26 protein-coding genes and 7 tRNA genes are annotated in these 26,438 nt (G+C 69.8%); 14 read left to right on the forward strand and 19 right to left on the reverse strand.

Translation table 11 applies throughout. The features are described from left to right. Positions 1-7: 7 nt before the first annotated feature. From LNW73_RS17525 to LNW73_RS17560, 8 genes are all read right to left on the reverse strand, one after another. A tRNA-Gly gene (locus LNW73_RS17525) sits at positions 8-80 on the reverse strand. Between the two features lie 33 nt (positions 81-113). Then, the gene (locus LNW73_RS17530; RefSeq protein ID WP_250976547.1) at positions 114-758 is read right to left on the reverse strand and encodes a response regulator; all 645 of its coding nucleotides are present in this window, start codon (positions 756-758) and stop codon (positions 114-116) included. Then, positions 755-2,029, reverse strand: coding sequence for a sensor histidine kinase (locus LNW73_RS17535; RefSeq protein ID WP_250992947.1), 1,275 nt, complete (start codon positions 2,027-2,029; stop codon positions 755-757). Before LNW73_RS17535 ends, LNW73_RS17530 begins: the two co-directional genes overlap by 4 nt. Before the next feature lie 32 nt (positions 2,030-2,061). Next, positions 2,062-2,925, reverse strand: coding sequence for an ABC transporter permease (locus LNW73_RS17540; protein ID WP_285391222.1), 864 nt, complete (start codon positions 2,923-2,925; stop codon positions 2,062-2,064). Next, on the reverse strand, positions 2,922-3,848 hold the full coding sequence (locus tag LNW73_RS17545) for an ABC transporter ATP-binding protein (RefSeq protein ID WP_250976545.1): 927 nt from the start codon (positions 3,846-3,848) through the stop codon (positions 2,922-2,924). Before LNW73_RS17545 ends, LNW73_RS17540 begins: the two co-directional genes overlap by 4 nt. Before the next feature lie 165 nt (positions 3,849-4,013). Continuing rightward, positions 4,014-4,086: transfer RNA gene (locus LNW73_RS17550), tRNA-Gly, on the reverse strand. A 58-nt stretch (positions 4,087-4,144) separates the two neighbouring features. After that, a tRNA-Gly gene (locus LNW73_RS17555) sits at positions 4,145-4,216 on the reverse strand. Between the two features lie 119 nt (positions 4,217-4,335). Then, a complete protein-coding gene (locus LNW73_RS17560) occupies positions 4,336-4,653 on the reverse strand; it encodes a histone-like nucleoid-structuring protein Lsr2 (RefSeq protein WP_138355829.1) in 318 nt (105 codons plus the stop codon). Positions 4,654-5,008: 355 nt separating this feature from the next. Between LNW73_RS17560 and purS the strand changes: the two genes are divergently transcribed. From purS to LNW73_RS17580, 4 genes are all read left to right on the forward strand, one after another. Further along, complete coding sequence (gene purS / locus LNW73_RS17565; protein ID WP_138355828.1) at positions 5,009-5,254, forward strand: phosphoribosylformylglycinamidine synthase subunit PurS; 246 nt, start codon at positions 5,009-5,011, stop codon at positions 5,252-5,254. Further along, a complete protein-coding gene (gene purQ, locus LNW73_RS17570; RefSeq protein WP_138355827.1) occupies positions 5,251-5,931 on the forward strand; it encodes a phosphoribosylformylglycinamidine synthase subunit PurQ in 681 nt (226 codons plus the stop codon). Before purS ends, purQ begins: the two co-directional genes overlap by 4 nt. Further along, on the forward strand, positions 5,928-8,177 hold the full coding sequence (purL, locus tag LNW73_RS17575) for a phosphoribosylformylglycinamidine synthase subunit PurL (protein WP_250976544.1): 2,250 nt from the start codon (positions 5,928-5,930) through the stop codon (positions 8,175-8,177). The genes purQ and purL overlap by 4 nt, the downstream gene beginning before the upstream one ends. 111 nt (positions 8,178-8,288) lie before the next feature. Beyond that, entirely contained in the window at positions 8,289-9,083 is a 795-nt protein-coding gene (locus LNW73_RS17580) for a PIG-L deacetylase family protein (RefSeq protein WP_250990558.1), read from the forward strand. Between the two features lie 221 nt (positions 9,084-9,304). On the opposite strand, the gene LNW73_RS17585 is transcribed toward LNW73_RS17580, so the two are convergent. The 3 genes from LNW73_RS17585 to LNW73_RS17595 all read right to left on the reverse strand — a co-directional run bounded on the left by LNW73_RS17585 (position 9,305) and on the right by LNW73_RS17595 (position 10,873). Next, positions 9,305-9,556, reverse strand: a complete 252-nt coding sequence (locus LNW73_RS17585) for a hypothetical protein (protein ID WP_250990559.1) — start codon at positions 9,554-9,556, stop codon at positions 9,305-9,307. Continuing rightward, positions 9,553-9,909, reverse strand: a complete 357-nt coding sequence (locus LNW73_RS17590; RefSeq protein ID WP_250976541.1) for a hypothetical protein — start codon at positions 9,907-9,909, stop codon at positions 9,553-9,555. Before LNW73_RS17590 ends, LNW73_RS17585 begins: the two co-directional genes overlap by 4 nt. A 496-nt stretch (positions 9,910-10,405) precedes the next feature. Continuing rightward, positions 10,406-10,873, reverse strand: coding sequence for an ATP-binding protein (locus tag LNW73_RS17595; RefSeq protein WP_250976540.1), 468 nt, complete (start codon positions 10,871-10,873; stop codon positions 10,406-10,408). A 244-nt stretch (positions 10,874-11,117) separates the two neighbouring features. Here LNW73_RS17595 and LNW73_RS17600 point away from each other — a divergent pair, with 244 nt between their 5' ends. The 7 genes from LNW73_RS17600 (at position 11,118) to purM (ending at position 16,505) form a co-directional block, all read left to right on the forward strand. Beyond that, positions 11,118-11,978, forward strand: a complete 861-nt coding sequence (locus LNW73_RS17600; RefSeq protein ID WP_250990560.1) for a helix-turn-helix domain-containing protein — start codon at positions 11,118-11,120, stop codon at positions 11,976-11,978. A gap of 5 nt (positions 11,979-11,983) precedes the next feature. Next, positions 11,984-12,187 (forward strand): DUF397 domain-containing protein, encoded by a 204-nt coding sequence (locus LNW73_RS17605; protein ID WP_250990561.1) that lies wholly within the window; start codon positions 11,984-11,986, stop codon positions 12,185-12,187. Between the two features lie 64 nt (positions 12,188-12,251). Next, complete coding sequence (locus LNW73_RS17610) at positions 12,252-12,455, forward strand: DUF4177 domain-containing protein (RefSeq protein ID WP_138355820.1); 204 nt, start codon at positions 12,252-12,254, stop codon at positions 12,453-12,455. A gap of 144 nt (positions 12,456-12,599) precedes the next feature. Beyond that, the gene (locus tag LNW73_RS17615) at positions 12,600-12,770 is read left to right on the forward strand and encodes a hypothetical protein (protein ID WP_250990562.1); all 171 of its coding nucleotides are present in this window, start codon (positions 12,600-12,602) and stop codon (positions 12,768-12,770) included. 36 nt (positions 12,771-12,806) lie between these two features. Beyond that, positions 12,807-13,610, forward strand: coding sequence for a maleylpyruvate isomerase family mycothiol-dependent enzyme (locus tag LNW73_RS17620; protein ID WP_250990563.1), 804 nt, complete (start codon positions 12,807-12,809; stop codon positions 13,608-13,610). A 184-nt stretch (positions 13,611-13,794) separates the two neighbouring features. After that, the gene (gene purF / locus LNW73_RS17625) at positions 13,795-15,312 is read left to right on the forward strand and encodes an amidophosphoribosyltransferase (protein WP_250976535.1); all 1,518 of its coding nucleotides are present in this window, start codon (positions 13,795-13,797) and stop codon (positions 15,310-15,312) included. A 125-nt stretch (positions 15,313-15,437) separates the two neighbouring features. Then, a complete protein-coding gene (gene purM, locus LNW73_RS17630) occupies positions 15,438-16,505 on the forward strand; it encodes a phosphoribosylformylglycinamidine cyclo-ligase (protein WP_250990564.1) in 1,068 nt (355 codons plus the stop codon). Positions 16,506-16,614: 109 nt separating this feature from the next. Here purM and LNW73_RS17635 read toward each other — a convergent pair whose 3' ends face one another. Both LNW73_RS17635 and LNW73_RS17640 read right to left on the reverse strand, forming a co-directional pair. Then, positions 16,615-16,872, reverse strand: coding sequence for a DUF3073 domain-containing protein (locus tag LNW73_RS17635; RefSeq protein WP_138355816.1), 258 nt, complete (start codon positions 16,870-16,872; stop codon positions 16,615-16,617). A 379-nt stretch (positions 16,873-17,251) separates the two neighbouring features. Continuing rightward, entirely contained in the window at positions 17,252-18,364 is a 1,113-nt protein-coding gene (locus LNW73_RS17640) for a Leu/Phe/Val dehydrogenase (RefSeq protein WP_250976533.1), read from the reverse strand. 397 nt (positions 18,365-18,761) lie between these two features. On the opposite strand from LNW73_RS17640, the gene LNW73_RS17645 reads away from it, so the two are divergent. After that, complete coding sequence (locus LNW73_RS17645; RefSeq protein ID WP_250976532.1) at positions 18,762-19,607, forward strand: hypothetical protein; 846 nt, start codon at positions 18,762-18,764, stop codon at positions 19,605-19,607. Between the two features lie 491 nt (positions 19,608-20,098). Continuing rightward, positions 20,099-20,305, forward strand: coding sequence for a developmental transcriptional regulator BldC (gene bldC, locus LNW73_RS17650; RefSeq protein WP_003949541.1), 207 nt, complete (start codon positions 20,099-20,101; stop codon positions 20,303-20,305). Positions 20,306-20,743: 438 nt separating this feature from the next. Here bldC and LNW73_RS17655 read toward each other — a convergent pair whose 3' ends face one another. The 6 genes from LNW73_RS17655 to LNW73_RS17680 form a co-directional block, all read right to left on the reverse strand. After that, on the reverse strand, positions 20,744-20,926 hold the full coding sequence (locus LNW73_RS17655) for a DUF6274 family protein (RefSeq protein ID WP_250976531.1): 183 nt from the start codon (positions 20,924-20,926) through the stop codon (positions 20,744-20,746). Positions 20,927-21,064: 138 nt separating this feature from the next. Beyond that, positions 21,065-21,139, reverse strand: a tRNA-Asp gene (locus LNW73_RS17660). Between the two features lie 160 nt (positions 21,140-21,299). Continuing rightward, positions 21,300-25,259 carry an ATP-dependent RNA helicase HrpA gene (hrpA, locus tag LNW73_RS17665; RefSeq protein ID WP_250976530.1) on the reverse strand — a complete coding sequence of 1,320 codons (3,960 nt, stop codon included), beginning with the start codon at positions 25,257-25,259 and terminating at the stop codon, positions 21,300-21,302. Positions 25,260-25,551: 292 nt separating this feature from the next. Continuing rightward, positions 25,552-25,625, reverse strand: a tRNA-Phe gene (locus LNW73_RS17670). Between the two features lie 4 nt (positions 25,626-25,629). Next, positions 25,630-25,704, reverse strand: a tRNA-Asp gene (locus LNW73_RS17675). 38 nt (positions 25,705-25,742) lie between these two features. Further along, a tRNA-Glu gene (locus tag LNW73_RS17680) sits at positions 25,743-25,815 on the reverse strand. A gap of 208 nt (positions 25,816-26,023) precedes the next feature. Here LNW73_RS17680 and LNW73_RS17685 point away from each other — a divergent pair. Then, a complete protein-coding gene (locus LNW73_RS17685) occupies positions 26,024-26,374 on the forward strand; it encodes a metallopeptidase family protein (protein ID WP_187145304.1) in 351 nt (116 codons plus the stop codon). The last annotated feature ends 64 nt before the right edge of the window (positions 26,375-26,438 follow it).

Here is a 26,438-nt window from a genome sequence, read left to right on the forward strand (position 1 = left end):
TCTGCTGAGCGGACGACCAGGTTCGAACTGGCGACCTCAACCTTGGCAAGGTTGCGCTCTACCAACTGAGCTACGTCCGCGTCGCGCGTGCTGTGTGCATTGCGCGAGAGCCACTATACCCAACCACGCTCCCGTGCGATGCGCGCGGCCTCATGACGGTTCTCCGCGGACAGTTTCGTGGCGGCCGAGGAGAGGTAGTTGCGCACCGTTCCCTGGGACAGCGCGGCCCTCCGGGCGATCTCCGCGATGGGCGCGCCGGCAGCCGCCAGATCGAGGACTTCCGCCTCGCGGACGGTCAGCGGGGAGTCCCCGGCGCTGATCGCGTCGGCCGCCAACTCCGGGTCCACGTAACGGCCACCGGCGTGCACGGTGCGGATGATCTCGGCCAGCCGCTGCGCCGAGACGGTCTTGGGAACGAAGCCCCTGACGCCCGCCGTGAGGGCCCGCTTCAGGTGCCCCGGACGGCCGTGACCGGTCACGATCATGGTCCGGCAACCGGGCAGCTCGGCCCGCAGGGATGTGGCGACCGCCACACCGTCGGCGCCCGGCATCTCCAGATCCAGGACCGCGACATCCGGCCGGTGGGCCCGCGCCATCGCGAGCGCCTCGGGCCCGGAGGCGGCCTCGGCGACGACGAGGATGTCGTCCTCGTAGGACAGCAGCGCGGCGAGCGCGCCGCGGATGAGGTGCTCGTCGTCGGCGAGCAGAACACGCACGCGCGCCTCGCCGGCCTCACCGGTCCCGATCGGATGCGTCATGCGGCGCCTTCCCTGTTCTGTGAACCGACGGCGGCGCCGGAGGGCGCTTCCCGGCGTTGCAACGGCACGCACGCCGTCAGCCGGAAGACCCCGCCCGCGCCCGGCTCCGCGGTCAGCGTGCCGCCCAGTGCGCCGACGCGCTCGCGCAGCCCGGTCAGCCCGGTCCCGGGCGCCGCCGGAGCGGCCGCGGTGGGGACGGCCGCCGCCCCGTCGTTCTCCATGGTCAGTACGGCCGAGCCGGCCGGCTCGACCAGCAGCCGGATGACGCAGCTGCGGGCGTCCCCGTGCCGCAGCACGTTGGTGGTGCCCTCGCGGACCACCCAGGCGATCACGGACTGGACGGCGGGCGACAGCGTCGCCCCGTCGTCGCCCTCGGCCCGGCAGTCGACGCCCGCGGCCCGCAGTACCGACAGCGCGCCCGCCAGCTCCACCTGGAGGTCCGCCGACCGGTAGCCGCGGACGACCTCGCGCACCTCGCGCTGCGACTCCCGCGCGATGCGCTGCACCTCCACCATCTGGTCGACGGCCTCGGGCCGCCCCCGCTGGGCGAGTTGGACGGCGAGTTCGCTCTTGAGCGCGATCACCGAGAGATTGCGTCCCATCACATCGTGCAGATCCCGTCCGAACCGCAGCCGCTCCTCCGCGACCGCCAGCCGCGACTGGGCCTCCCGCGCCCGGTCCAGCTCCCACACGACGACCAGGATCCAGGCGGAGCCGCGGTAGGTGAACGCCATGGCGGCGCCCCCGGCCGCCACCGCGACGGCGTAGCCGGCCGTCTCGCCCCCCGGCAGTCCCGCCGCCGCGGAGCACGCCGCCACCAGCGCGGCCGTACCCACCACGAGCAGCAGGATCCAGCGCGGTCGGCGGATGTTCAGCACGGCGGGGCCGATCGCGAAGGCGGTGAAGCCGGAGACGATCTGGACCGCCTCGCCCCCGGGGAGCAGGGTGCCGCGCGCCCGCAGGACCACGACGACCAGCACCGCGAGAGCCGTCGTGGCGCCGACGGCGGCGAGCAGCCGGGTCGGCCGCTCGCGCCGGCCCAGCGCCCAGTCCAGCACCCGGGACACCAGCACCGCGCACAGCACGGCCTGCCCCAGCAGCGCCCACAGGACGACGCGCGCACCGGTCGGGCTGTCGGAGCGCTGGACCGCGCCGAGGACCAGGAACACCTCGATCAGCGCGAAGGAGTAGAGCGACCAGCGCGTGTACAGCTCGAAGCGGGCCGGGTCGCTGCGCCGCTCCCACCATCCCGTCAGCTTCGGCACGCTCATCCCCTTCGGCACGGTCGTCCTCCTGGGTCCGGTCAGCGACGGGGTTCCCAGCGGAACCACCGGCGTACAGCAAACACCGCGAGCGCGGTCCAGGCCACCGCGAGCCCCAGCGTGCGCAGGATCTCGCCCGCCCCGGCGCCGCCCAGCCAGCCGAACCGCACGAGGTCGGTGACGGGGGTGACGGGCAGGAACCGGCACAGGTCGGCGACCCGGTCGGGCAGCAGCTCCACCGGCACGAACAGCCCGGACCCCATGAGCGACACCATCAGCAGCGGCATGGTGGTCAGCTGCGCCACCTCCACGCTCCGGGTGAAGACGGTCGAGACCGCGGCCAGCGCGGCCAGCAGCAGCACCCCCAACAGCACGCCCGCGACCAGCAGTTCCGGCCGCCGGGGAGCCGGCAGGTCCAGCAGCGCCGCCCCCGCCACGACCAGCGCCGTGCACTGCGCGAGCGCCACGGCCGCCGCCGGGAGCGCCGTCCCGGCCAGGATCTCCAGGTCGGACGGTTCCCCGGTCCGCAGCCGCTTGAGCACCAGCTCCTCGCGCCGCGCCACATACGCGGTCACCAGGTTGTAGTAGACGACGAGGAGCAGGATGACGCCGATGCCGCCGCTCATCGTCTGGGCGTTGCGGGTCAGCCCGGCCTCCTTGAGGTCGTCGGTGGCGACCACGAAACGCAGCGCCCAGACCATGCCGATCGGCAGCAGCACCGCGGTGTACATCGCCGTGCGGTTGCGCCACAGCAGGGTGAGCTCGGCCCGGCCGAGCGCCAGCAGCCGCGTACGGCTCCCGGTCCGCGCGCCCGCCGCGGGCACCGTGCCCGTTCCCTCCGGCGTCCCCGTACTCGTCCCCGTGCTCGTTCCCGTACTTGTCCCGGTGCTCGTCCCCGTGTTCATCGGGCGTCCCCCTTCGCAATGTCCATGAACGCCTCTTCCAGCGATGCGTGCCGCGCGTCGAGTCCGAGGAGCCGTACGTCCCTGTCGCGCGCCCACGTCAGCAGTTCCAGCAGGTCCTCCTGCAGCCGGTCGGTCCGCACCTCGATCCGGCGTCCGTCGGCGGCTGACGGGACGGACAGCGGCAGCCGGTCCGGCGTCACGCCCTCCGGCAGGGTGAAGTGGATCCGGGCGGGCCGGGCCGCCGTCACCTCGGCGGGGGTGCCGGTCGTGACGATCTGTCCGTCGCGCATGATCGCCAGCCGGTCGGCGAGGCCCTCGGCCTCCTCCAGGTAGTGCGTGGTGAGCAGGACGGTCGTGCCCTGGTCCCGCAGCTCGCGCACCAGTTGCTGGGTCTCGTGGCGGCCCTCCGCGTCGAGCCCGGTGGTCGGCTCGTCCAGGAAGAGCACTTCGGGGCGGCCGAGCAGCGCCATCGACAGGTCCAGACGCCGCCGTTCACCGCCCGACAGCTGTTTGACGCGCACCTTGTGGCGGGTGCCGAGGCCGACCATCTCCAGCGCCTCGCCGACCGGCCGGGCCCCGCTGGTGCAGCCGGCCCACATGCGGGCGGTTTCGGCCACCGTCAGATCGGAGGGAAACCCGCCCTCCTGGAGCATTACGCCCATCCGCGGCCGCACCAGCGCCCGCTCCCGGTAGGGATCGTGCCCCAGCACCCTGACCTGCCCGCCGCTCGGTCTGGCCAGCCCCTCCAGCACCTCGACGGTGGAGGTCTTGCCCGCCCCGTTGGTCCCCAGCAGCGCGAAGAGCTCACCGCGCGCCACCGTGAACGTCACTCCGCGTACCGCCTCGAATTGACCGTCATATCGGCGGCGCAATCCGGCGACATCGATCACCTTCTCGTGGGTGTCCCCGCTGTACGTGTCCATATATCCAGCGTTCCGCCGGCCGGGACGTACGGTCAGTGCGCGCTGTCATCGGCATTGATGACGAATGTCATGAAGGGGGCGTGAAGCGCCCGTGTCGCCGGTGCGAAGAAGGCGGAAACAACGAAGTCCCCGGTCGGAGATCCGACCGGGGACTTCATTGAACTGAGCGGACGACCAGGTTCGAACTGGCGACCTCAACCTTGGCAAGGTTGCGCTCTACCAACTGAGCTACGTCCGCACCGCGCTGTTGCGCAGGACTACTCTACCCGATCCATTGGACCGGTCAGAACAGTCAGAGCGGGTGACAGGGATCGCACACTGCGCCTCCCCCCTGGAAGGGGGGCGCTCTACTACTGAGCTACACCCGCGTGACTATCGACGACCTGGTCTTTCGACCCTGCCCTCGGCGTGCTCCAAACACTAGCGGAACACAGGGGGTGCCTGTCCAGTCGGTAGGGCGCAAGATCACGGACGGACGGCCGCCGGCTCAACTCGCTTCGTTGAACGCCTCGTACACCTTCTTCGGGATGCGGCCGCGCGGCGGCACGTCGAAGCCGTTGGACCGGGCCCACGCGCGCACCGCGGCCGGGTCGGGCGCGACGGCCGTGCGCTTGTAGACCTTTCCCGAGCGGGCGTGCTTCCGGCCGGCGCCGACATACGGCGACAGCGCGCTCCGCAGCTTGTCGGCATTGACCGCCGACAGGTCGATCTCGAAGGACTTTCCGTCGATCCCGAAAACGATCGTCTCCGCTGCCTCGCCGCCGTCGAGATCGTCGGAGAGGCTGACCACTACGCGCTGCGCCATGGGTGTCGGTCCTTTCGTGCGGAATCGGCTTCTGCCGGCCTCCGTGCTACCGCTGATCTACGACAGATCTGCGGCTGAGCTGGGTCGATGCGATGAAGCCGACAAGTCGGGGACAATAAGTTTTCATTTGTACGATGCCATGCATTACGTCGGGAAGCCGGAGGATTATTCCTCCGCGTGTCCCGTCGCAATCGGGACCCTACGTTTCTTGAAACGCATCCCCTAGAGAATCGCACGGCCGATACTTAAACGTGATGAGCGTCAACCGTCGGAGAACAGGATATCTACCCGCGTAGAATTTTGCGACGGGTACGCTGAAGTCACTTCACGCACCACCACAACACCGGGAGTGCCAGTGGCACGCGTCGTAGTCGACGTCATGCTCAAGCCGGAGATCCTCGACCCCCAGGGCCAGGCGGTGCACCGCGCACTGCCGCGTCTCGGGTTCGAAGGGATCGCGGACGTCCGCCAGGGAAAGCGCTTTGAACTCGAGGTCGAGGGGCCGGTCGACGACGCCGCCCTCGCCCGCATCCGGGAGATGGCCGAAACCTTCCTTGCCAACACCGTCATCGAGGACTTCTCCGTGAAGGTGGAGTCGTGACCGCACGCGTCGGCGTCGTCACCTTCCCCGGAACGCTCGACGACCGCGACACCCAGCGCGCGATCCGCGTCGCCGGTGCCGAGCCGGTGCCGCTGTGGCACCGCGACAAGGACCTCCACCAGGTCGACGCGGTCGTCCTGCCGGGCGGCTTCTCCTACGGCGACTACCTGCGGGCCGGCGCGATCTCGCGCTTCTCCCCCGTCATGGAGTCGGTCATCGCGGGCGCCAGGGACGGCCTTCCGGTCCTCGGCATCTGCAACGGCTTCCAGGTGCTGACCGAGTCGCACCTGCTGCCCGGCGCGATGCTCCGCAACAACCACCTGCACTTCATCTGCCGCGACCAGAAGCTGCGGGTGGAGAACGCGGACACCGCCTGGACCGCCGACTACTCGGCCGGCCAGGAGATCTCCATCCCGCTGAAGAACATCGACGGCCGCTATGTGGCCGACGAGCGGACCCTGGACGAACTGGAAGCCGAGGGCCGCGTGGTCTTCCGCTACCTCGACGTCAATCCCAACGGCTCGCTGCGCGACATCGCCGGCATCTCCAACGCCGCGGGAAACGTCGTCGGCCTGATGCCGCACCCCGAGCACGCCGTCGAGCCGCTCATCGGCACCGGTCGCACCGACGGTCTGGGATTCTTCACCTCGATCCTGAAGAAGCTGGTCACCGCATGACCCTCGACACCGTCACGAACGCCGAAAAGACCCCCGAGGCCGACCAGCCCTGGGCCGAACTCGGCCTCAAGCCCGACGAGTACGCGCGCATCCGCGAGATCCTCGGCCGCCGTCCGACCGGCGCCGAGCTCGCGATGTACTCCGTCATGTGGTCCGAGCACTGCTCGTACAAGAGCAGCAAGGTCCACCTGAAGCAGTTCGGCGAGAAGGTCCCCGAGAACGACGCCATGCTCGTCGGCATCGGCGAGAACGCCGGCGTCGTCGACGTCGGCCAGGGCTACGCGGTCACCTTCAAGGTCGAGTCGCACAACCACCCCTCGTACATCGAGCCCCACCAGGGCGCGGCCACCGGCATCGGCGGCATCGTCCGCGACATCCTCGCGATGGGTGCCCGGCCGGTCGCGGTCATGGACCCGCTGCGCTTCGGTGCCGCGGACCACCCCGACACCAAGCGCGTGCTGCCCGGCGTCGTGTCCGGCATCGGCAGCTACGGCAACTGTCTGGGCCTGCCGAACATCGGCGGCGAGGTCGTCTTCGACGCCTGCTACCAGGGCAACCCGCTCGTCAACGCGCTCTGCGTCGGCGTCATGCGGCACGAGGACATCCACCTCGCCAAGGCGTCGGGCGCCGGCAACAAGGTCATCCTCTACGGTGCCCGCACCGGCGGCGACGGCATCGGCGGCGTCTCGGTCCTCGCCTCGGAGACCTTCGACGACGCGAAGCCCAGCAAGCGCCCCGCGGTCCAGGTCGGCGACCCGTTCCAGGAGAAGCTCCTCATCGAGTGCACCCTGGAGATCTTCAAGGCCGACCTCGTCGACGGCATCCAGGACCTCGGCGGCGCGGGCCTGTCCTGCGCCACCTCCGAGCTGGCCTCGGCCGGCTCCGGCGGCATGCGCGTCGAGCTCGACACCGTGCACCTGCGCGACTCCTCCCTCTCGCCCGAGGAAATCCTCATGAGCGAGTCCCAGGAGCGCATGTGCGCGATCGTCGAGCCCGGCAAGGTCGCGCGCTTCCTGGAGATCTGCGAGAAGTGGGACGTCATCGCCACCGTCATCGGTGAGGTCACCGACGGCGAGCGGCTGGAGATCTACTGGCACGGCGAGCAGATCGTCGACGTCCCGCCGCGCACCGTCGCCCACGAAGGCCCGGTCTACGACCGCCCGTACGCCCGCCCGTCCTGGCAGGACGCCCTCCAGGCCGACGACGCGAACAAGCTGCCCCGCCCGGCGAGCGGTGATGAACTGCGCCGCCAGGTGCTGGCCCTCGTCTCGTCGCCGAACCAGGCGTCGAAGTCCTGGATCACGGACCAGTACGACCGGTTCGTGCAGGGCAACACGGTGCTGTCGCACCCCGAGGACTCGGGCATGGTCCGCATCGACGAGGACACCAACCTCGGCGTCGCCATCGCCACCGACGGCAACGGCCGCTTCGCCAAGCTCGACCCGTACACCGGCGCGCAGCTCGCCCTGGCGGAGGCGTACCGCAACGTCGCCGCCACCGGCGCCAAGCCGCTCGCCATCTCGGACTGCCTCAACTTCGGCTCCCCCGAGGACCCGGACGTCATGTGGCAGTTCGCCGAGGCCACCCGCGGTCTGGCCGACGGCTGTCTGATCCTGGGCACCCCGGTCACCGGCGGCAACGTCTCGCTCTACAACCAGACCGGCGACGTCGCCATCCACCCGACCCCGGTGGTCGCGGTGCTCGGCGTCATCGACGACGTCAACCGCCGTACGCCGATGGCGTTCGCGGAAGAGGGCCAGCTCCTCTACCTCCTCGGTGACACCAAGGAAGAACTGGGCGGCTCCGCCTGGTCCGAGGTCGTCCACAGCCACCTCGGCGGCCTGCCGCCCGCGGTGGACCTGGAGCGCGAGCGGCTGCTCGGCGAGATCCTCATCGCCGGCTCCCGCGACGGCATGATCGACGCCGCGCACGACCTCTCGGACGGCGGCCTCATCCAGGCCGTCACCGAGTCCTGCCTGCGCGGCGGCAAGGGCGCCCGGATCGTCGTCCCGGACGACCTCGACCCGTTCGTCTTCCTCTTCAGCGAGTCGGCCGGCCGCGCGGTCGTCGCCGTCCCGCGCAGCGAGGAGCTCCGCTTCAACGACATGTGCGGCGCGCGGGGCCTCCCGGCCGCGCGCATCGGTGTCGTGGACGGCGAAACGATCGAGATCCAGGACCAGTTCACGATCCCGCTGAGCGAGCTGAAGCAGGCGCACGAGGCGACGATCCCGGCTCTGCTGGCCTGAGTTCACGTCCCGGCCCGGTCGCGGCTCCTCCTCCGAGGAGCCGCGACCGGGGCGTTCGCATGCCTGTCAGGGCCTGCCAGCGCCTGCCGGCGCTCTGCCAGGATGACCGGGATGACGACGATTCTGGCGTTCCACGCCCATCCGGACGACGAGGTGCTGCTCACCGGCGGCACGCTGGCGCGGCTGGCCGCGGAGGGTCACCGGGTGGTCGTGGCCGTCGCCTGCGACGGCATCATGGGCGACGCGACCGGCCCGGACGGCACCCTGCGCCTGGACGAACTACGGGCGAGCGCCGCGATCCTGGGCGTCGCCCGCGTGGTGCACCTCGGATACGCCGACAGCGGCCACGGCCCGCTCTTCTTCCCCGACCCGCCGGACCGCGTGCGGTTCGCCCGCGCGGACCTCGACGAGGCCGCGTCACTCCTCGCTGACCTGCTGCGTGAGGAGCGCGTCGACGTCCTGCTCAGCTACGACGCCCAGGGCGGCTACGGACACCGGGACCACGTGCGAGTCCACGAAGTGGGCGCGCGGGCCGCCCGATTGACGGGCACCCGCGTGCTGGAGGCGACGCGGCCACGCGAGCCCACCCACCGGCTGTTCCGTACGCTGCGCTTCCTCCGCACCCCGATCCGCTACGACCCGGAGGTGATGCGCACGGCCTTCACCCCGGGCGCGTCGATCACCCACCGCATCAACGTCCGCCCCTACGCCCAGCAGAAGCGCGCCGCCCTCGCGGCCCACCGCTCCCAGGTGGCAGAGGGCAAGGGCCGCTCGTCGGCGCTGTTCCGCCTGTTGATCCGCCTACCGGTCCCGATCTTCGGACTGCTGCTGGGGAGGGAGTGGTTCGCCGAGACGGGGCTGGCCCCGGGAGCAGGCAGGAGCGGGGACCTGCTGGGGGTCCGGTAGAGGCTGAGGGCAGGGCGATACGGAGTGCTCTTCTGCGGCGCTGCGCACCTTGACCGGGCGGAGGGGAGGCCCTGGCGCTGCGCGCCTGCCAGCGAGGCGGTCCGCTGCGCTCCCCTTGACGGGGTGGGTTGCTGTTGCGGCCGGAGGTGCCCTGCGGGTGGGGTGCGGGGCGATCCGACGGCCACCGCCGTATCGCCGAGCCCGCTGGGTCTCCAGTCGCACTACCAGCAGGTGATCTGCATGATGTAGACGCGTTCGTGCCGGGGAATGATCTGGCACAGAAACATGCCTCCAGGCACCAGGACGTTCTCGCCCTTGGGGGAGGCGTCTTGGTGGGTTGTGCCGTCAAGGTAGAGAGCCTCTGCCGCAAGGGCCAGTTCGTCGGCACGCTTTTCCACGGCGGCAACCAGGGCGGCCGGTGCCCCACCGATGAGGTGTTCTTCGTTCGGGTCGTACTCCCAGGACCAATTCATCCGGCCACTGCCGCGCGTGCCTCTTCGGTCAGGGCGACGATGTCGTCCATGGCCGCACGCCAGGCGGGATCTTCTCTGGGGAGCGTCTGAGCCGCTCGCTCGGCGTTGCGCCGCCGTTCGGAGAGGTCCGGGCGACGCTCGATCTCGACCTCGCCCGACCAGATCAGCAGCCACATCCGAATAGGGCCGAGCGCGTCGTGCTGGGCAGCCATGGAGAACGCTTCGTTCTTCTGGCGCTCCATCTCCTCCAGCCGGTGCGGTGCGATCCGGGCGAGGGCGACGCGTAGAGCGTCAGGGGTCCGCTCGGGCCTGGGGATCAGCTCTCCGCCAGGGTGCTCGGGCTGCGTACTCATGGTCGTCTCCTCGGGTCGCACCAGCCACGGTACGCCAGCCGGAATCGTCGGAGCGGGGAAAATCGTCGCCTCCCGTGAGGGGCTGCGGACTCCACGGTTGTACCGGTCACCCTCAGCTCGCCGCACGATCTTCGGCGACCTTCGCCCGAACGAAAAGCACTCCGGAGCCTGAAGCGGGGCCACGAACCACCGGTTGGGATCCGGACGGCGCGGCTTGGTTTGTGTGGTGGGGAAAACGAAGGGGCGGTATCGGCGGGCCTGCCGGCGATGGCAATCGTATTTCTCCGGCGGTTCTTCGTGGCGCGGCGGTGACTGGGGTTCGAGCGGTGCAGTTCGGGTTCGGTGAGGGCTGGGGTCAGAGCGGTATGGAGTGTGCTGCGTCGCTGCGCTCCTTGACCGGGCGCCGGGGCCCTCCCCTCCGCCCGGTCAAGGTGCGAAGCGCCGCAGAAGAGCACTTCGCACTGCTCTGACCTCAGCCACCGCCCGCCCGTTCCGGTTACGCGGCAGCGGACTCCGCCGCGATGTCCGCCCACACGAGCTTCCCCGCGAGCCCGAAGGGCTCCTCCCCGAGCAGGTGGCACCCCCACGCCGCCGCGAGCCCGGTGACCAGCCACATGCCGCGCCCGTGTTCCGCCTCGTCCGTGACGGTCAGGAACTCCGGCTTCTCGGGACTCGTGTCCCAGACCCCGAGCCGCAAGTTGCTCTCCCGCCAGTGCAGTCGCAGACTGACCGGCCCGCTGGAGTGCTCCAGCGCGTTCGCGACGAGTTCGGCCGCGACGAGTTGCGCCACCTCGATCATCGGCGCGAGCCCGTACGCGTTGAGCACCGCTCTGAGCGTGCAGCGCGCGATGCCGGCGCCGCGCAGGTCGTGCGGGATCTGGAGCGAGTAGTCCCACTCGTCGTCGGTGCCCGTGCCCGCGCCCTCACCGGGCGGGGTTCGAGGGGGTTCGTCCTTCGCGTTCATGCGGCTCTCCGAACGGCTCTGGGAAACGCCCCCACGCGGTGGCCTGTCGCCCTCCCGTGCCGAAGACATGGGGGTAGCGATGCGCTGCCGTCTGATTGCGAGCGTGCGCCGTGTGATGGACGCATCACCGACGGTAGGGGGCATGTATGCTCCGTGGCAAGTTTGCGGACGGGGGATCAAGTGTTCTGGTGGCAGGCCGACTTGGCCGCACGGGACACTTGGACGAGCAGGAGAGGAAGGTGCCATGCCCGCAAGGGACGTCCCCACCGCACGTCAGGTACGCCTCGGAACCGAGCTCCGAAAGATGCGCGACCGGGCAGGCAAGACCGCCCGGGAGGCCGCCGGGCTGCTCGGTAACGACCAGGCGAAGATCTCGCACATGGAATCCGGCCGGATCGGCATCAGCGAGGAGCGGATCCGCCGCCTGGCCGCGTTCTACTCGTGCGACGACGAGACGCTGATCGACGCGCTCTGCGCCATCGCCAAGGAGCAGCGCGGCCAGGGCTGGTGGGACGAGTACCGGGGTGTCCTGCCGCCCGGTTTCGTCGACATAGCGGAACTGGAACATCACGCCACGTACCTGCGGTCGCTCCAGGCGCTCACTCTGCCGGGGCTGTTCCAGACCGAGGACTACGCCCGCACGATCTTCGCCGGTGGCATTCCGCGCATGCCCGAATCAGAGGTCGCTGTCCGGGTGGAGCACCGTTTGCGACGGAGAGCGATCTTCCAGCGTGTTTCGCCGCCCTCGTACGAAGCGATCATCCACGAGGCCGCGCTACGCATGCGGTTCGGTGGCGTGCAGATCACATGCGCGCAGCTCGAACACCTTCTGGAGGTCGCCCACTGGCCCACGGTGACGGTGCGGGTCATTCCGTTCACCAACGAGACGTTCATCGAGGCGACGCAGACCGTGCTCTATGCGGGCGGGATCGTCGCCGAGCTCGACACCGTTCAGATCGACAGTCCCTTCGGCGGGTACTTCCTGGACTCGCCGGCCCAACTCGACAAATATCGGGCCTTCTTCAACGCTGGCGAGAAGGCGTCGCTCGACCCGAAGAAGTCGATCTCGTTCATCCGACAGATTGCACGGGAACTGCGAGACTGACCGGCATGACCTCATCGTTGCAGTGGCAGAAGTCCTCCTTCTCGGGGGCCGGCGGCGAGAACTGCGTAGAGCTGGCGGCCGCCTTCAACGGAACCGTCCTCCTCCGGGAGGGCGAAGCCCCCGCCGTCGTCCTCCGCACCACCCCCGCCCGCTTCGCGGCCTTCCTCGACGCCATCAAGGCCGACGGATCCGCCCCCGCCGCCCCGTAACCCCGCAGGGGCGTGGTTGGGTGGCGGCGGACGGATTCCGTACGTACGCACGAGGGGCTGGGCCATGTTCGAGTACAAGGTTGTTTCGTTCCGTGAATCGCTGATCGGTGACGCGCTGGACGGCGACAAGTTGGAGAAGACGCTCAACAAGCACGCCGGTGACGGCTGGGCGCTGAAGTCGATCACCGCGGCCGACGTCAAGGGCCGCATCGGCCCCGGCGCCGTCGAGGGTCTGCTGCTGACCTTCGAGCGCCCCCGTCAGGGCTGAGAACTGAGCTGGCGGGCGCGGGGGGTGTGCCCCGCGCCCGAGTCGGCTCAGGTCAGGGCGAATATCCCCCAGGGTGGCTACGCTCGATTTCGGATCCCTATAGGCTCAGAAACCGAGCGTGACGATCCAGGCACAGGGAGCCTGTTGATCGATCGCGACAGCCGTGAGGTCACGGTGTACAGCGAGCCGGTCGAGGGTGTCTACCAGGAGCGCCACACCGTCGTGTTCGGGAAGAACGTCAGCCTGCCGGAGCCCATCGGCATCGATCTCGACACCGAGCCACTGCTCGACTGGACCGGCCCGGCCAAAGACTGAGTTCTCGGTCGCCGAGCGCGCGCATACCCTCCGTGTATGACGTCAGCCGGTCGCCGTGCCCGTAGTTATGACCCTGCCAGGACGCGTGCCGCGCTCGTCGCGCAGGTGGGGGCGGTGCGGGTGGCGGTGCGATCGCTCACGGACGAGCAGTTGACCAGGCCCTCCGGGTTGCCCGGGTGGGATGTGCGGCTGCTGGTGGCGCATATCGTGCGGCAGATCGACGCCGTCGGGGTGCTGCTCGGCGAGCCCGCGCCGGATCCGGTGCCTCCGGTCACCGGGCTGTCGGTGTGGGCGGTGTCCACCGCCGCCATCGCGGACAAGCTGGACGCGTCGACCCGGGAGACCGCCGCCGGCATCACCGATGTCAGGGAAGCGCTCGACGCGGCGGCCGAGCGGATCGAGCCGTTCCTGGACGAGGCGGTACGGGCGGACCGGATCGTTCCGCATGTGTTCGGGGCGATGCGGGCGCTGGACATGACCGTGACCCGGCTCGTGGAGCTGGTGGTGCACGGGGACGATCTGGCGCGCGCCACCGGTGTGGAGGTGGCGCACGACCGGCAGGCCGTCGCGGCCGTCACCCGGCTGCTGGCCGACGCGCTGGCGGTCAAGGCGCCGGGGAACTCGGTCGAGGTCCGCATTCCGCCGTATGCGGCCGTCCAGTGCGTGGCGGGGCCCCGGCACACCCGGGGCACGCCGCCGAACGTCGTCGAGACCGATCCCCTGACCTGGATCCGGCTGGCCACCGGCCGGACCGACTGGAAGACCGCGCTCGACGCCGCCGCCGTCTCGGCGAGCGGGGAGCGGGCCGATCTCGGTCCCCATCTCCCCGTACTCGGGTAGGGGGAGAGACGGCTCTTCCCCACCACCCCGTAGTGGGGTGCTCACAGGGTGTCCGCCCGGGGCTCGTAAAGCACGTGATCCTCGCCTCACCTGCGGTGAGACACCCGTGGTCACACCCGTGATCGCGGGGTTCGCGGTCCTTCGCCCGTTCGGACGCGGGTCGGATCTGCCTTAGACTCGCTGTGTGCCTCGTGGTGATGGACGACTCAACCACGACCTGCTCCCCGGCGAGAAGGGCCCCCAGGACGCTTGCGGCGTCTTTGGTGTCTGGGCCCCCGGCGAAGAGGTCTCCAAGCTCACCTATTTCGGTCTGTACGCCCTGCAGCACCGCGGACAGGAGTCTGCGGGCATCGCTGTGAGCAATGGCTCCCAGATCCTCGTCTTCAAGGACATGGGGCTTGTTTCCCAGGTCTTCGACGAGACCTCTCTCGGCTCTCTGACCGGCCATATCGCCGTCGGTCACGCCCGCTACTCGACCACCGGTGCCTCGGTGTGGGAGAACGCCCAGCCCACTTTCCGCGCCACCGCCAACGGGTCGATCGCGCTCGGTCACAACGGCAACCTGGTCAACACGGCGGAGCTCGCCGAGATGGTCGCCGACCTGCCCCAGGGCAATGGCCGGGCCACGCGGGTGGCCGCCACCAACGACACCGATCTGGTGACAGCGCTGCTGGCCGGACAGGTCGACGAGGACGGCAAGCCGCTCTCCGTCGAGTTCGCCGCCTCCAAGGTGCTGCCTCTGGTCAAGGGTGCTTTCAGCCTGGTCTTCATGGACGAGCACACGCTCTACGCGGCGCGTGACCCGCAGGGCATCCGCCCGCTGGTGCTCGGCCGGCTGGAGCGCGGCTGGGTCGTCGCCTCGGAGTCCGCCGCCCTCGACATCTGCGGCGCCAGCTTCGTCCGGGAGATCGAGCCCGGCGAGCTGATCGCGATCGACGAGAACGGTCTGCGGACCACCCGTTTCGCGGAGGCCAAGCCCAAGGGCTGCATCTTCGAGTACGTGTACCTGGCGCGCCCGGACACCGACATCGCGGGCCGGAACGTCTATCTGTCCCGGGTGGAGATGGGCCGCAAGCTCGCCGCCGAGGCCCCCGTCGAAGCCGATCTGGTGATACCGACTCCGGAGTCCGGCACGCCGGCCGCGGTCGGCTACGCCGAGGCGAGCGGGATCCCGTACGGCACCGGCCTGGTCAAGAACTCGTACGTCGGCCGGACGTTCATCCAGCCGTCGCAGACCATCCGGCAGCTGGGTATCCGGCTCAAGCTGAACCCGCTCAAGGACGTCATCCGCGGCAAGCGGCTGATCGTCGTGGACGACTCGATCGTCCGCGGCAACACCCAGCGCGCGCTGGTGCGGATGCTCCGTGAGGCGGGGGCCGCCGAGGTCCACATCCGGATCTCGTCGCCGCCGGTCAAGTGGCCGTGCTTCTTCGGCATCGACTTCGCGACCCGCGCCGAACTGATCGCCAACGGCATGTCCGTCGAGGAGATCGGCAAGTCGCTGGGCGCGGACTCGCTCGCGTACATCTCGCTGGACGCGATGGTCGAGGCGACGACGATCGCCAAGCCGAACCTGTGCCGGGCCTGCTTCGACGGGGTCTACCCGATGGATCTGCCCGACCCGGAGCTGCTCGGCAAGCAGCTCCTGGAGACCGAGCTGGCCGGTGGCGCGGACGCCGCCGACGCGCTGCGCCGTCCGTAATCGGGCAAGCTCGGACTACTGCCGTGACGCTCCATCCCGGGAGCCGGTGACCGTGAATCCGGCTCCTCTGATCGCCGCCCCGGTGATCGCACCGCATCTACTCGACGACGTGAAAGTTCCCAGCCATGCCTGAGAATACCGGCGCCAGCTACGCCTCCGCCGGCGTGGACATCGAAGCGGGCGACCGCGCCGTGGACCTGATGAAGAAGTGGGTCAGGAAGGCCACCCGGCCCGAGGTCGTGGGCGGCCTCGGCGGGTTCGCCGGCCTCTTCGACGCCTCCGCACTCAAGCGCTACGAGCGGCCGCTGCTGGCCTCCGCCACGGACGGCGTCGGCACGAAGGTCGACATCGCCCGCAGGATGGGCGTCTACGACACGATCGGCCACGACCTGGTCGGCATGGTCGTGGACGACCTGGTCGTGTGCGGCGCCGAGCCGCTCTTCATGACCGACTACATCTGTGTCGGCAAGGTCTTCCCTGAGCGGGTCGCGGCGATCGTCAAGGGCATCGCCGAGGGCTGTGTCCTGGCCGGCTGCGCGCTGGTCGGCGGCGAGACCGCCGAGCACCCGGGCCTGCTGGGCCCGGACGACTTCGACGTCGCGGGCGCCGGCACCGGTGTGGTCGAGGCCGACGAGGTGCTGGGCGCGGATCGTATCCGTTCGGGTGACGCGGTGATCGCGATCGAGTCGTCGGGACTTCACTCCAACGGGTATTCGCTGGTGCGCCACGTCTTCTTCGACCGGGCCGGCTGGGAGCTGGACCGGGACGTTCCGGAGTTCGGCCGGACCCTCGGCGAGGAGCTGCTGGAGCCGACCAAGATCTACTCGCTGGACTGCCTGGCGCTCACCCGGCTCGCCCCGGTGCACGCGTTCTCGCACATCACCGGCGGCGGTCTGGCCAACAACCTGGGCCGCGTGATCCCGGACCACCTGCACGCCACCGTCGACCGTTCGACCTGGCGGCCGGACCCGGTCTTCACCACCGTCGGTGAGCTCGGCGGGGTGGAGCGGCTGGAGCTCGAGAAGACGCTGAACATGGGCGTCGGCATGATCGCCGTCGTGCCGCAGGACTCGGTGGATGTGGCGCTCGCCACCCTCGCAGACCGCGGTGTGGAGGCATGGGTGAGTGGCGAGGTCGTCGAACGCGGTGACCACGCCGAAGCCGTGACCCTGACCGGCGACTACGCGAAGTAGCCAGGTCCGGGTGCCGGGGGTCTGTCCACCGGACAGGCCCTAGGCGCCCTGGGCCATGACGAAACCCGGTCCGGGGCGGGCCCCGGACCGGGTCTGTAGAAGTGCAGCGTCAAGAGTGACGACGTTGCGGCGAGGGCTCGGAGTCCTCGTCGTCGTCATCATCGTTGTAACGACTCGCGTACTGTGCGTACGGATCGTCGTCGTCGTTCTCGTCGTCATCGTCCACAACAGGCTCCGGCGGAAGTACCGGAAGTGGTGACGATGCGCCCAGCTCGTCGGCCAGACGTGTCAGATCTGTACCGCCGCTGTTGTACTTCAGCTGGCGGGCGACCTTCGTCTGCTTGGCCTTGGCCCGGCCGCGCCCCATGGCTCGACCCCCTCAACGGCGGGGCTCGATGGCCCCGAGTCTTGACACGCGTTCATGAATCGGAGCGGTCTCTCCGGGGAGAGACCGGTCCGTAGGCCCTCAACGGTACCTGCTTCCGGAGCCGCACGGTACGTCGCCCGCACGACGCGCGTCGGAGCGGGAGCCGAAGTGGGCCCTGTCCTGGCTGGTCAGCCGTGATTTTACCCGGTTCTAGCGCGAACTTGCTATCGCGTCGTGCGTTCGGTCACCCACCGCGTCAGGGGGTGGCCCACCGGGCCGTGCCGGGGGGAGATCGGCGGGCGGTCGCCTGCCCTCGGACAGGCGACCGCCCGCCGCACAGCAGGTGAGCGGCGGGTGACCGGCGGGTAAGTGGCTGAAATCAGCCTGCCTCGGGACGCAGCCAGTCGGCGGCCGCGGTCCGGTCGGCGATGCGCTGCTCGGCCAGCCGGTCCGCGGCGGCGGCCGGCGGAATGCCGTCGGTCCGCGCGCGGTCGAAAATGGCGGCGGTGGTGTCGAAAATCTTCGTCGCCTTGGTCTTGGCCCGGTCGAAGTCGAAGCCGTGCAGCTCATCCGCGACCTGGATCACGCCACCGGCGTTCACCACGTAGTCGGGCGCGTAGAGGATCCCGCGGTCGGCGAGGTCCTTCTCGACGCCCGGGTGGGCGAGCTGGTTGTTGGCCGCGCCGCACACGATGGTGGCGGTGAGGGCCGGCACGGTCTCGTCGTTCAGCGCGCCGCCGAGCGCGCAGGGCGCGTAGACGTCGAGCGGGGTCCGGATCAGGACATCGGCGTCGGAGACGGCGCTGATCTGCGGGTGGCGGGCGCGGATCCGGTCGACGGCGTCGGCGCGGACGTCGGTGATCACGACCTCGGCACCGTCCTCGATCAGGTGCTCCACCAGGTGGTGGCCGACCTTGCCGACGCCGGCGATGCCGACCCGGCGGCCGCGCAGCGTGGGCTCGCCCCACTGGCTGCGGGCGGCGGCGCGCATGCCCTGGAAGACGCCGAAGGCGGTCAGCACGGACGAGTCGCCCGCGCCGCCGTTCTCGGGGGAGCGGCCGGTCGTCCAGCGGTTCTCGCGGGCGACGACGTCCATGTCGGCCACGTAGGTGCCGACATCGCAGGCGGTGACGTAGCGGCCGCCGAGCGAGGCCACGAAACGGCCATAGGCGAGCAGGAGTTCTTCGCTCTTGATCGCTTCCGGATCACCGATGATCACGGCCTTGCCGCCACCGTGGTCGAGGCCGGCCAGAGCGTTCTTGTACGACATGCCGCGGGAGAGGTTGAGGGCGTCGAGCGCGGCCTCTTCGTCGGTCGCGTAGTCGTAGAAGCGGGTACCGCCGAGGGCCGGGCCCAGGGCGGTGGAGTGGAGCGCGATGACGGCCTTGAGGCCGCTGGCACGGTCCTGGCAGAAGACGACTTGCTCGTGTCCGCCCTGTTCCGACCGGAACAGTTTGGAGACGACGCTGGAAGTCTGAAGAACGTCGGTCACGGTGGTGACTCCTGCAGTCCAGAGGTTGCCCTCCGTGCGGGTGGGGAGGGCCGGTTGGCGCAAGCGTATTGCCCGCAGGCGGCCCGTACGGCCGTAGGGCCCGACCGGGTGAGCGCCGACGGCCTCCGCTGCGCACGGTACGTCCTCCCGAGCACCGCCCCGGGCCGCGCCGTAGCGGGCCGCGGCCGCCGGAAGGCAGTCTGAACGAACGCGGAAGGAGCGCGGAAGGAGCGCGGAAAAAAGTGGACGAGGGCGTTCCGGAGCCGTGCGGAACGACACTCCGGAGGACCCCGCGCCCGGCGTCGGCCGCCCGGACGGGCACAGTGCTGTGGATCACCCCCACCGCGGGCCGGAGCGTGGGACGATTCGGGTGAGAGCCGGTCACGAGGGAGCAGGTGTGGGCTTGTCATCGGTGCTGGTCCCGTACGCGGCCTATCTGCGGGTCTACGAGCCGCTGGCGGCGTTCCCCGAGCCCGAACGCACCCACTGGTACCGGTATGCGGCCGCGGGCGAGGTGCGGACCGCACAGGACGAACTGCGGCAGTCGCTGGCCGACCTGCTGCCCGTCCCGCCGGTGGCGGTCCCGGTGCACGAGAGCCGCGACGCCTTCGTGGCCGTCGTCAACGGCGTGACGCACATCTGCCCCTGGCGTACCCGGCTGCGCGGCTGGCTGGCGCTGGACGCCCTCGCCGACCAGCTTCCGGAGATCGTGCTGGACGCGGTGCTGCCCGCCGTGGTGCGCGCCCAGGCGGAGGCGGACCACGAGGCGTGGCGGGAGCGCAACCCGGACGCCCGGCCGTGGATCCGCTCCGCGACCTGGCACGTACCGGTCCGCTGGTTCGCCCTGTTCGGCGATGACGAGCGCGAGTACGAGCCGGCCGGGCTCGGCGAGTCCAAGGAGCCGCTGATGCGGTACCGGACGCCGATGGTGCAGGCCCGCCGCCGGGTGGCGCGCGGGCTGCGGGTGCTCAAGGACGCGCTGGAGGAGGGCCCGCTGATCGACGGCCTGATCGACGTGGGCCGCTGGCTGGAGGAGTTCCACCCGCGCTCCATGGTCGAACTGGACTACGGCGGCCTGGTGCACGCGATCCCCGAGGCGGATCTCGCGGAGGACCGGTCGGCCGCCGATGTGGCCGAGGGTCTCGCCGCGCTCAAGGACGGGTCGGGAGCGGCCGCCTCCGAGGCGTACGAGCGGCTCACCGAGCGCTGGCGGACCATCCGCGAGCTGCAGTTCGCGAGCTGACGCCGACAGCGCGCCGGCGGCTGCCGACACGCCGCCGGAGGGCCGGGGACGTTGGTCCCGATCCGGGCTATTGGCTCAAGCGTGACGGAGAGCACGTAACTGGACTCTTGCGGACATCCCTACCGGTCGTGCCAATATGGGACAACGAGTCATGGAAGAGCTTGTTCCGTCCAGCAATGGGCGGATTGTCCGGTATTGCATATCTTGAGGGTGGGGATGGGGCTGGTGATCCAGCTGTGACTGATCGTCACTCCGGAGTGACTGTCCGTTATGGCATGGTCCATCGGCTTCCGTAGAGCTTGAACCCCTGAGAGGGCAATTCCATCGGTTTGGCCGACGAGGCTGGACGGATGGTGTAGTTGTAGTGCCGAGGACAAGCCGTTCGTCCTATTACCGACTCGGCCCGCGTCCGCCATTTCGGGCAACACGGGTCAAGGTGCAGAATTTAGAGGAAGAACCGCGCTGGTTCGGTTCTCTCGAGGAGGCCGCTCATGACCGCTCGCACCCCTGATGCCGAGCCGCTGCTGACCCCCGCTGAGGTCGCCACGATGTTCCGCGTGGACCCGAAGACGGTCACACGGTGGGCCAAGGCTGGGAAGCTCACGTCCATCCGCACGCTCGGCGGGCACCGCCGCTACCGCGAGGCGGAGGTCCGCGCACTTCTGGCGGGCATTCCGCAGCAGCGCAGCGAGGCCTGACTAGCCCTTACATGCCCTTTAGGGCCGTCTTATGGGGCCCCCACCCCATAAGTCACCTGCTCCACCGCTCCACGGGCTCCCTGCCCCCATCGGGGACGCCACACGGACACAGAAGGTCGCATCGGACTCCGCCGGGTCCGATGCGATCTTTTTTGTGCTCCCAGGGGCCCTTGAGGGGCGCCACGGGGGGTGCCGAGCGGACGTTGCGGGACGTTGCGGGGCTTTCGGGGGCAGTTGCGCCGCCCGGTGCGGCCGGCCGTACGAGCGCCTCTGTGGGGTCCGCTGTGCAGTCTTGTGGGCATCTTGCACGGACCTGTCGCCGCCGACCGCTGCGCATCGCGGGCAGATCGGGCACAGGTGCAATTGCACATATTAAATTGACACCCCCCAGAAGGGGGTCGAGTTCCCCACGTCTTGGAAATCTTTGAGTGACGCCCGTCACACGCACGGGTCTTGTGGCTGCTCAGATCCTTGCGGTAATGGGGAATCGGGCTTCAGGAGCGCAAGTCGCAACAGGCGGTGGCAGGTGACGCAGTGTCGGGTGAGGTGCCTGCTCCCTGAAGCGGCCGCCAGGTGGGCGCGCAGCAGCGCCCTCGTCTCGTGCCTGGGAGTCGGCGTCATACCGAAGACGTACCGGCGGCCGCCGGGACCCGTCAAGACGGCGCACAGCACCGGCCGCAGGGGGGAACGGGGAGCGACGCGGACCGGTGGCAACGCGAAAGGCCCGGATCCACAAGGGATCCGGGCCTTTCGATGATGCGGTCCTGACGGGATTTGAACCCGCGGCCTCCACCTTGACAGGGTGGCGAGCACTCCAAGCTGCTCCACAGGACCAGGCTTTGCGGCGCTGAACCTTCCTGCGCTGCGAGAGAGACTGTACAGCAGGTCAGGGGGTGGGGTCGAACCCGTTCGGCGGCAGGGCCGCGGACCGGGCCACGGCCCCCCGGCGACCGCCCCCGGGACCGGCCCGCGCCGGTCCCCGCGCCCGGGGCCGTCAGCCCCAGGCCTCGTCCAGCACCTTGAAGATCCGCTTGTCGGAGACCGGCTGCGAGGTGCCCAGCGCGTGCGCGAAGTAACTCACCCGCAGTTCCTCGATCAGCCAGCGAATGTCCCGAACCTTGTCCGGAACCGGGCGCCCGGCCGGCCGGGACGCCAGCAGCTCCGCGTACTCGCGCTGGATCTCCAGGACCTTCTCCATGCGCATGGTGTCCCGCTGGACGTTGGTGGGCATCTGCTGCAGCCGGCGGTCGACCGCCACCAGGTACCGCATGAGGTCCGGCAGCCGCCGCAGCCCGGTGGCCGTGACGAAGCCGGCCGGCACGAGGGCCGCCAGCTGCTCCCTGACGTCCGTGAGGTTGGCGACCAGCACCAGGCTCGTGGTGGCCTTCAGGCGGCGCTCACAGGCCTGCCAGGCGGCCAGCACCTGCTGGACCCGGGCCACCGTCTTCACGGTCACGTCGACCAGGTCGGTGCGCACCTTGTCGAAGAGCTTGCGGAACGATTCCTCGTCCCAGGCCGGCCCGCCGTGGTCGGCGATCAGCTTGTCGGCGGCGGCGGTCACACAGTCGTCGAAGAGCGCCTGGATGCTGCCGTGCGGATTGCGCGAGAGCGCCAGCTTGGCCTCGTTGTTCAGCTGGCCCTGGGCGAACTTCGACGGGTTCGAGGGGATGTTGAGCAGGATCAGCCGGCGGGTGCCGCGCCACATCGCCGCGCTCTGCTCGGCCTCGGTGTCGAAGAGCCGCACGGCGACGCTCGCGCCCTCGTCGACGAGCGCGGGGAACGCCTTCACGGGGTGGCCGCCCCGCCGGGTCTCGAAGGTGCGCGGCAGGCTCCCGATGGTCCACTGCGTCAGACCGGTGCGCTGCTCGATGCCGATGGCGTCGGCGGCCTTGGAGATCACCTCACGCGTCTTCGGCTTCAGCCGCAGCGTGAGCGCCTCCAGGTCCTTGTCCTCGGCGAGCTTGCGGCCGCGCTCGTCGGTCACCCGGAAGGTGATCTTGAGGTGGTCGGGGACCTTGCCGAGGTCGAAGTCCTCGACGTCCATCCGGACGCCGACCATCCGCTGCAGCTCGCGGGCGAGCGTGTCGGGCAGCGGCTCCTGGACGGGCACCACCCGGTCCAGGAACGCCTTCGCGTAGTTCGGCGCGGGGACGTAGTGCCGGCGGATCGGCTTGGGGAGGGAGCGGATCAGTTCGGTGACGACCTCTTCGCGCAGGCCCGGGATCTGCCAGTCGAAGCCGTCGGGGACGACCTGGTTGAGGACCTGGAGCGGGATGTGGACGGTCACGCCGTCGGCGTCCGCGCCCGGCTCGAACTGGTACGTCACCTTGAACTTGAGCCGGCCCTGGCGCCAGGAGTCCGGGTAGTCGTCCTTGGTGACGGTCTGGGCCGCCTCGTTGATCAGCATCGACTGCTCGAAGTTGAGCAGTTCGGGTTCGTCCCGCCGCTTCTGCTTCCACCACGAGTCGAAGTGGGCGCCGGATACGACGTCTTGTGGCAGCTTCTGATCGTAGAAGTCGAAGAGCGTCTCGTCGTCGACCATGATGTCCCGGCGGCGGGCCCGGTGTTCGAGCTCCTCGACCTCACCGAGCAGCTTGCGGTTGTCCTGGAAGAACTGATGATGCGTACGCCAGTCGCCCTCGACCAGCGCGTTGCGGATGAACAGGTCCCGGGAGACCTCCGCGTCGATCCGTCCGTAATTCACCTTGCGCTGCGCGACGATCGGCACGCCGTACAGCGTCACCCGCTCGAACGCCATCACCGCGGCTTGATCTTTTTCCCAGTGGGGCTCGCTGTAGGTGCGCTTCACCAGATGCTGCGCGAGCGGCTCGACCCACTCCGGTTCGATCTTCGCGTTGACCCGCGCCCACAGCCGCGAGGTCTCCACCAGCTCGGCCGACATGATCCAGCGCGGCGGCTTCTTGAACAGCGCCGAGCCGGGGAAGATCGCGAACTTGGCGCTGCGGGCGCCCAGGTACTCGTTCTTGTCGGTGTCCTTCAGCCCCAGGTGCGACAGCAGCCCCGCCAGCAGCGAGGTGTGCAGCCGCTGCGAGTCGGGAGCGGCGTCGCTCTCCTTCTCCTCCAGCTGGATGCCCATGGTCTTGGCGACCGAGCGCAGCTGGCTGTAGATGTCCTGCCACTCGCGGATCCGCAGATAGTTCAGGAACTCCGACCGGCACATCCGGCGGAAGGCCGAGGACGACAGCTCCTTCTGCTGCTCGCGCACATAGCGCCACAGATTCAGATACGCCAGGAAGTCGCTGGTCTCGTCGGCGAACCGGCGGTGCTTCTCGTCCGACTGCTGCTTCTTCTCCGCGGGCCGCTCGCGCGGGTCCTGGATCGACAGCGCGGCCGCGATCACCATGACCTCACGGACACAGCCGTTGCGGTCGGCCTCCAGCACCATCCGGGCGAGCCGCGGGTCGACGGGCAGCTGGGCCAGCTTGCGGCCCAGCGGCGTCAGCCGCTTCTGGTGGTCCTTCTCCTTCGGATCGAGCGCGCCGAGCTCCTCCAGGAGCTGGACGCCGTCCTTGATGTGCCGGCTGTCCGGCGGGTCGATGAAGGGGAACTTGGCGATGTCGCCCAGCCCGGCCGCCGTCATCTGCAGGATGACGGACGCCAGGTTGGTGCGCAGGATCTCCGCGTCGGTGAACTCCGGGCGGGACTCGAAGTCCTCCTCGGAGTACAGCCGTACGCAGATGCCGTCCGAGGTACGCCCGCAACGGCCCTTGCGCTGGTTGGCGCTGGCCTGCGAGATCGCCTCGATCGGCAGCCGCTGGACCTTGGTGCGGTGGCTGTAGCGGGAGATACGGGCATTGCCCGGGTCGATCACGTACCGGATGCCGGGCACGGTCAGGGACGTCTCGGCGACGTTCGTGGCCAGCACGATGCGGCGGCCGGCGTGCTTCTGGAAGACCCGGTGCTGCTCGGCCGAGGAGAGCCGGGCGTACAGCGGCAGCACCTCGGTGGAGCGCAGGTTCAGCTTGTTGAGGGCGTCCGCGGTGTCGCGGATCTCCCGTTCGCCGGACAGGAAGACCAGGATGTCGCCGGGGCCCTCGCGCTGGAGCTCCTCGGCCGCGTCGCAGATCGCGGTGACCTGGTCGCGGTCGTCGTCATCGCCCTCTTCGGCGAGCAGCGGCCGGTAGCGGACCTCCACCGGGAACGTCCGCCCGCTCACCTCGACGACCGGGGCGTCCCCGAAGTGCCGGGAGAAGCGCGCCGGGTCGATGGTGGCCGAGGTGATGATCACCTTGAGGTCGGGGCGGCGCGGGAGCAGCTGGGCGAGGTAGCCCAGGATGAAGTCGATGTTGAGGCTGCGCTCGTGCGCCTCGTCGATGATGATCGTGTCGTACTGCAGCAGTTCGCGGTCGGTCTGGATCTCCGCGAGCATGATGCCGTCGGTCATCAGCTTGACCAGGGTGCGGTCGCCGACCTGGTCGGTGAAGCGGACCTTCCAGCCGACGGCCTCGCCGAGCGGGGTGTCCAGCTCCTCCGCGATCCGGTCCGCGACGGTGCGGGCGGCGATCCGGCGGGGCTGGGTATGGCCGATCAGGCCCCGCACCCCGCGCCCCAGTTCCAGACAGATCTTGGGGATCTGGGTGGTCTTGCCCGAGCCCGTCTCACCCGCGACGATCACGACCTGGTGATCGCGGACGGCCGCCAGGATCTCGTCCTTCTTCTGGCTGACCGGCAGCTGTTCGGGGTAGCTGATCTTCGGCACGGCGGCGCGCCGGCGTGCCACACGCGCCTCACCCTGCTCGATCTGGCCGGCGATCTCCGCCAGCACCGTCGCGCGGGCTTCGGTCTTGCGGATCCGGCGGGCGCCTTCAAGACGGCGGCCGAGCCGCACTTCGTCGCGGAGCGACAGTGCGGAGAGACGGGATCCCAGGTCGGCGAGGGTGGCGGGGCCGGGCTGGCCGGCGGCACTGGAGGCGGAAGCAGGCTGCGTAGACATACGGCCCCCAGGATCTCACCCGGCCGGAAGAGTCCGCGAATCATTTCGCCGCGGTGCGAGCGGGGCTCGACCCGTACCGGACCGGGGGCGGCGCGCGGCCGGGGCGGGAGATCCGCCAAAAGTCGTTGAATCCGGGCCTGAACGACGGGGGATCGACGGGGGATCGACGGGGGCGCGGGGCGGGGGTCCGGGTCGGGGGAGTGTGACGCATCGGACAGCGAGGAACGGCCGGGCGGACCCTGTTGGGGGAACGACGAAGGCCCCGTCCGGAGACGGGGCCTTCGTCGTGCGGTGGCTGGGGCCGGGGTCGAACCGGCGACCTACCGCTTTTCAGGCGGTCGCTCGTACCAACTGAGCTACCCAGCCGCAGCGGTCCTGACGGGATTTGAACCCGCGGCCTCCACCTTGACAGGGTGGCGAGCACTCCAAACTGCTCCACAGGACCTAGCTATGTGTAAGACGAGTCTCACACACGGTAAAGCGTACCCCCAACGGGATTCGAACCCGTGCTACCGCCTTGAAAGGGCGGCGTCCTGGGCCACTAGACGATGAGGGCTAATTGGCCCGCCTTGGGCGCTTGTCGGCGCCGTCGGGGACGAGAGAAGCATATGGGATGCCGCCGGGTATCGCCAAAACGGTTTACCGGCCGGTCGCGGGGGCGGTCGGGCCCGGGTGCGGGACGGGGTGAAGGGCGGGGTGAGGGGGTGCCCGGAAGTGATGCCGTACGCCGGGGGAAAGCGCCGCCCATGACCGACAATGGGCGGGTGCTGGAGATGACGCGCGAGGAGTTCGAGGAACTGGTCGGCGAAGCGCTCGACCGGATTCCGGCCGAGCTGACACGGCTGATGGACAACGTCGCCGTATTCGTCGAGGACGAGCCCGACCCCAAGGACCCCGACCTGCTCGGCCTCTACGAGGGGACACCCCTGACCGAGCGCGGTGAGTGGTACGCCGGAGTCCTGCCGGACCGGATCACGATCTACCGGGGGCCGACGCTGCGGATGTGCGACAACCGCGCGGACGTGGTCGCGGAGACCGAGGTGACGGTCGTTCACGAGATCGCCCACCACTTCGGCATCGACGACGAGCGGCTGCACGCGTTGGGTTACGGGTGAGGCGACGAGCGGCGGGTGGCGGTGATGGGTGACGTGGCGGGCGGGCCGCCCGCGCTCGGCCACG

The sequence above is a fragment of the Streptomyces sp. RKAG337 genome, assembly GCF_023701715.1.
Classification (GTDB): domain Bacteria; phylum Actinomycetota; class Actinomycetes; order Streptomycetales; family Streptomycetaceae; genus Actinacidiphila.

Bases quoted from the DNA above. Each gene is read 5' to 3' on its own strand.
- LNW73_RS17600 (WP_250990560.1), top strand. From the start codon at position 11,118: ATGCCCGCAAGGGACGTCCCCACCGCACGTCAGGTACGCCTCGGAACC.
- LNW73_RS17560 (WP_138355829.1), bottom strand. From the start codon at position 4,653: ATGGCGCAGCGCGTAGTGGTCAGCCTCTCCGACGATCTCGACGGCGGC.
- LNW73_RS17605 (WP_250990561.1), top strand. From the start codon at position 11,984: ATGACCTCATCGTTGCAGTGGCAGAAGTCCTCCTTCTCGGGGGCCGGC.
- LNW73_RS17585 (WP_250990559.1), bottom strand. From the start codon at position 9,556: ATGAATTGGTCCTGGGAGTACGACCCGAACGAAGAACACCTCATCGGT.
- bldC (WP_003949541.1), top strand. From the start codon at position 20,099: ATGACCGCTCGCACCCCTGATGCCGAGCCGCTGCTGACCCCCGCTGAG.
- LNW73_RS17655 (WP_250976531.1), bottom strand. From the start codon at position 20,926: ATGACGCCGACTCCCAGGCACGAGACGAGGGCGCTGCTGCGCGCCCAC.
- LNW73_RS17610 (WP_138355820.1), top strand. From the start codon at position 12,252: ATGTTCGAGTACAAGGTTGTTTCGTTCCGTGAATCGCTGATCGGTGAC.
- LNW73_RS17595 (WP_250976540.1), bottom strand. From the start codon at position 10,873: ATGAACGCGAAGGACGAACCCCCTCGAACCCCGCCCGGTGAGGGCGCG.
- LNW73_RS17545 (WP_250976545.1), bottom strand. From the start codon at position 3,848: ATGGACACGTACAGCGGGGACACCCACGAGAAGGTGATCGATGTCGCC.
- purM (WP_250990564.1), top strand. From the start codon at position 15,438: ATGCCTGAGAATACCGGCGCCAGCTACGCCTCCGCCGGCGTGGACATC.
- LNW73_RS17620 (WP_250990563.1), top strand. From the start codon at position 12,807: ATGACGTCAGCCGGTCGCCGTGCCCGTAGTTATGACCCTGCCAGGACG.
- LNW73_RS17540 (WP_285391222.1), bottom strand. From the start codon at position 2,925: ATGAACACGGGGACGAGCACCGGGACAAGTACGGGAACGAGCACGGGG.
- LNW73_RS17530 (WP_250976547.1), bottom strand. From the start codon at position 758: ATGACGCATCCGATCGGGACCGGTGAGGCCGGCGAGGCGCGCGTGCGT.
- LNW73_RS17590 (WP_250976541.1), bottom strand. From the start codon at position 9,909: ATGAGTACGCAGCCCGAGCACCCTGGCGGAGAGCTGATCCCCAGGCCC.
- LNW73_RS17535 (WP_250992947.1), bottom strand. From the start codon at position 2,029: ATGAGCGTGCCGAAGCTGACGGGATGGTGGGAGCGGCGCAGCGACCCG.
- purL (WP_250976544.1), top strand. From the start codon at position 5,928: ATGACCCTCGACACCGTCACGAACGCCGAAAAGACCCCCGAGGCCGAC.
- hrpA (WP_250976530.1), bottom strand. From the start codon at position 25,259: ATGTCTACGCAGCCTGCTTCCGCCTCCAGTGCCGCCGGCCAGCCCGGC.
- LNW73_RS17635 (WP_138355816.1), bottom strand. From the start codon at position 16,872: ATGGGGCGCGGCCGGGCCAAGGCCAAGCAGACGAAGGTCGCCCGCCAG.
- LNW73_RS17580 (WP_250990558.1), top strand. From the start codon at position 8,289: ATGACGACGATTCTGGCGTTCCACGCCCATCCGGACGACGAGGTGCTG.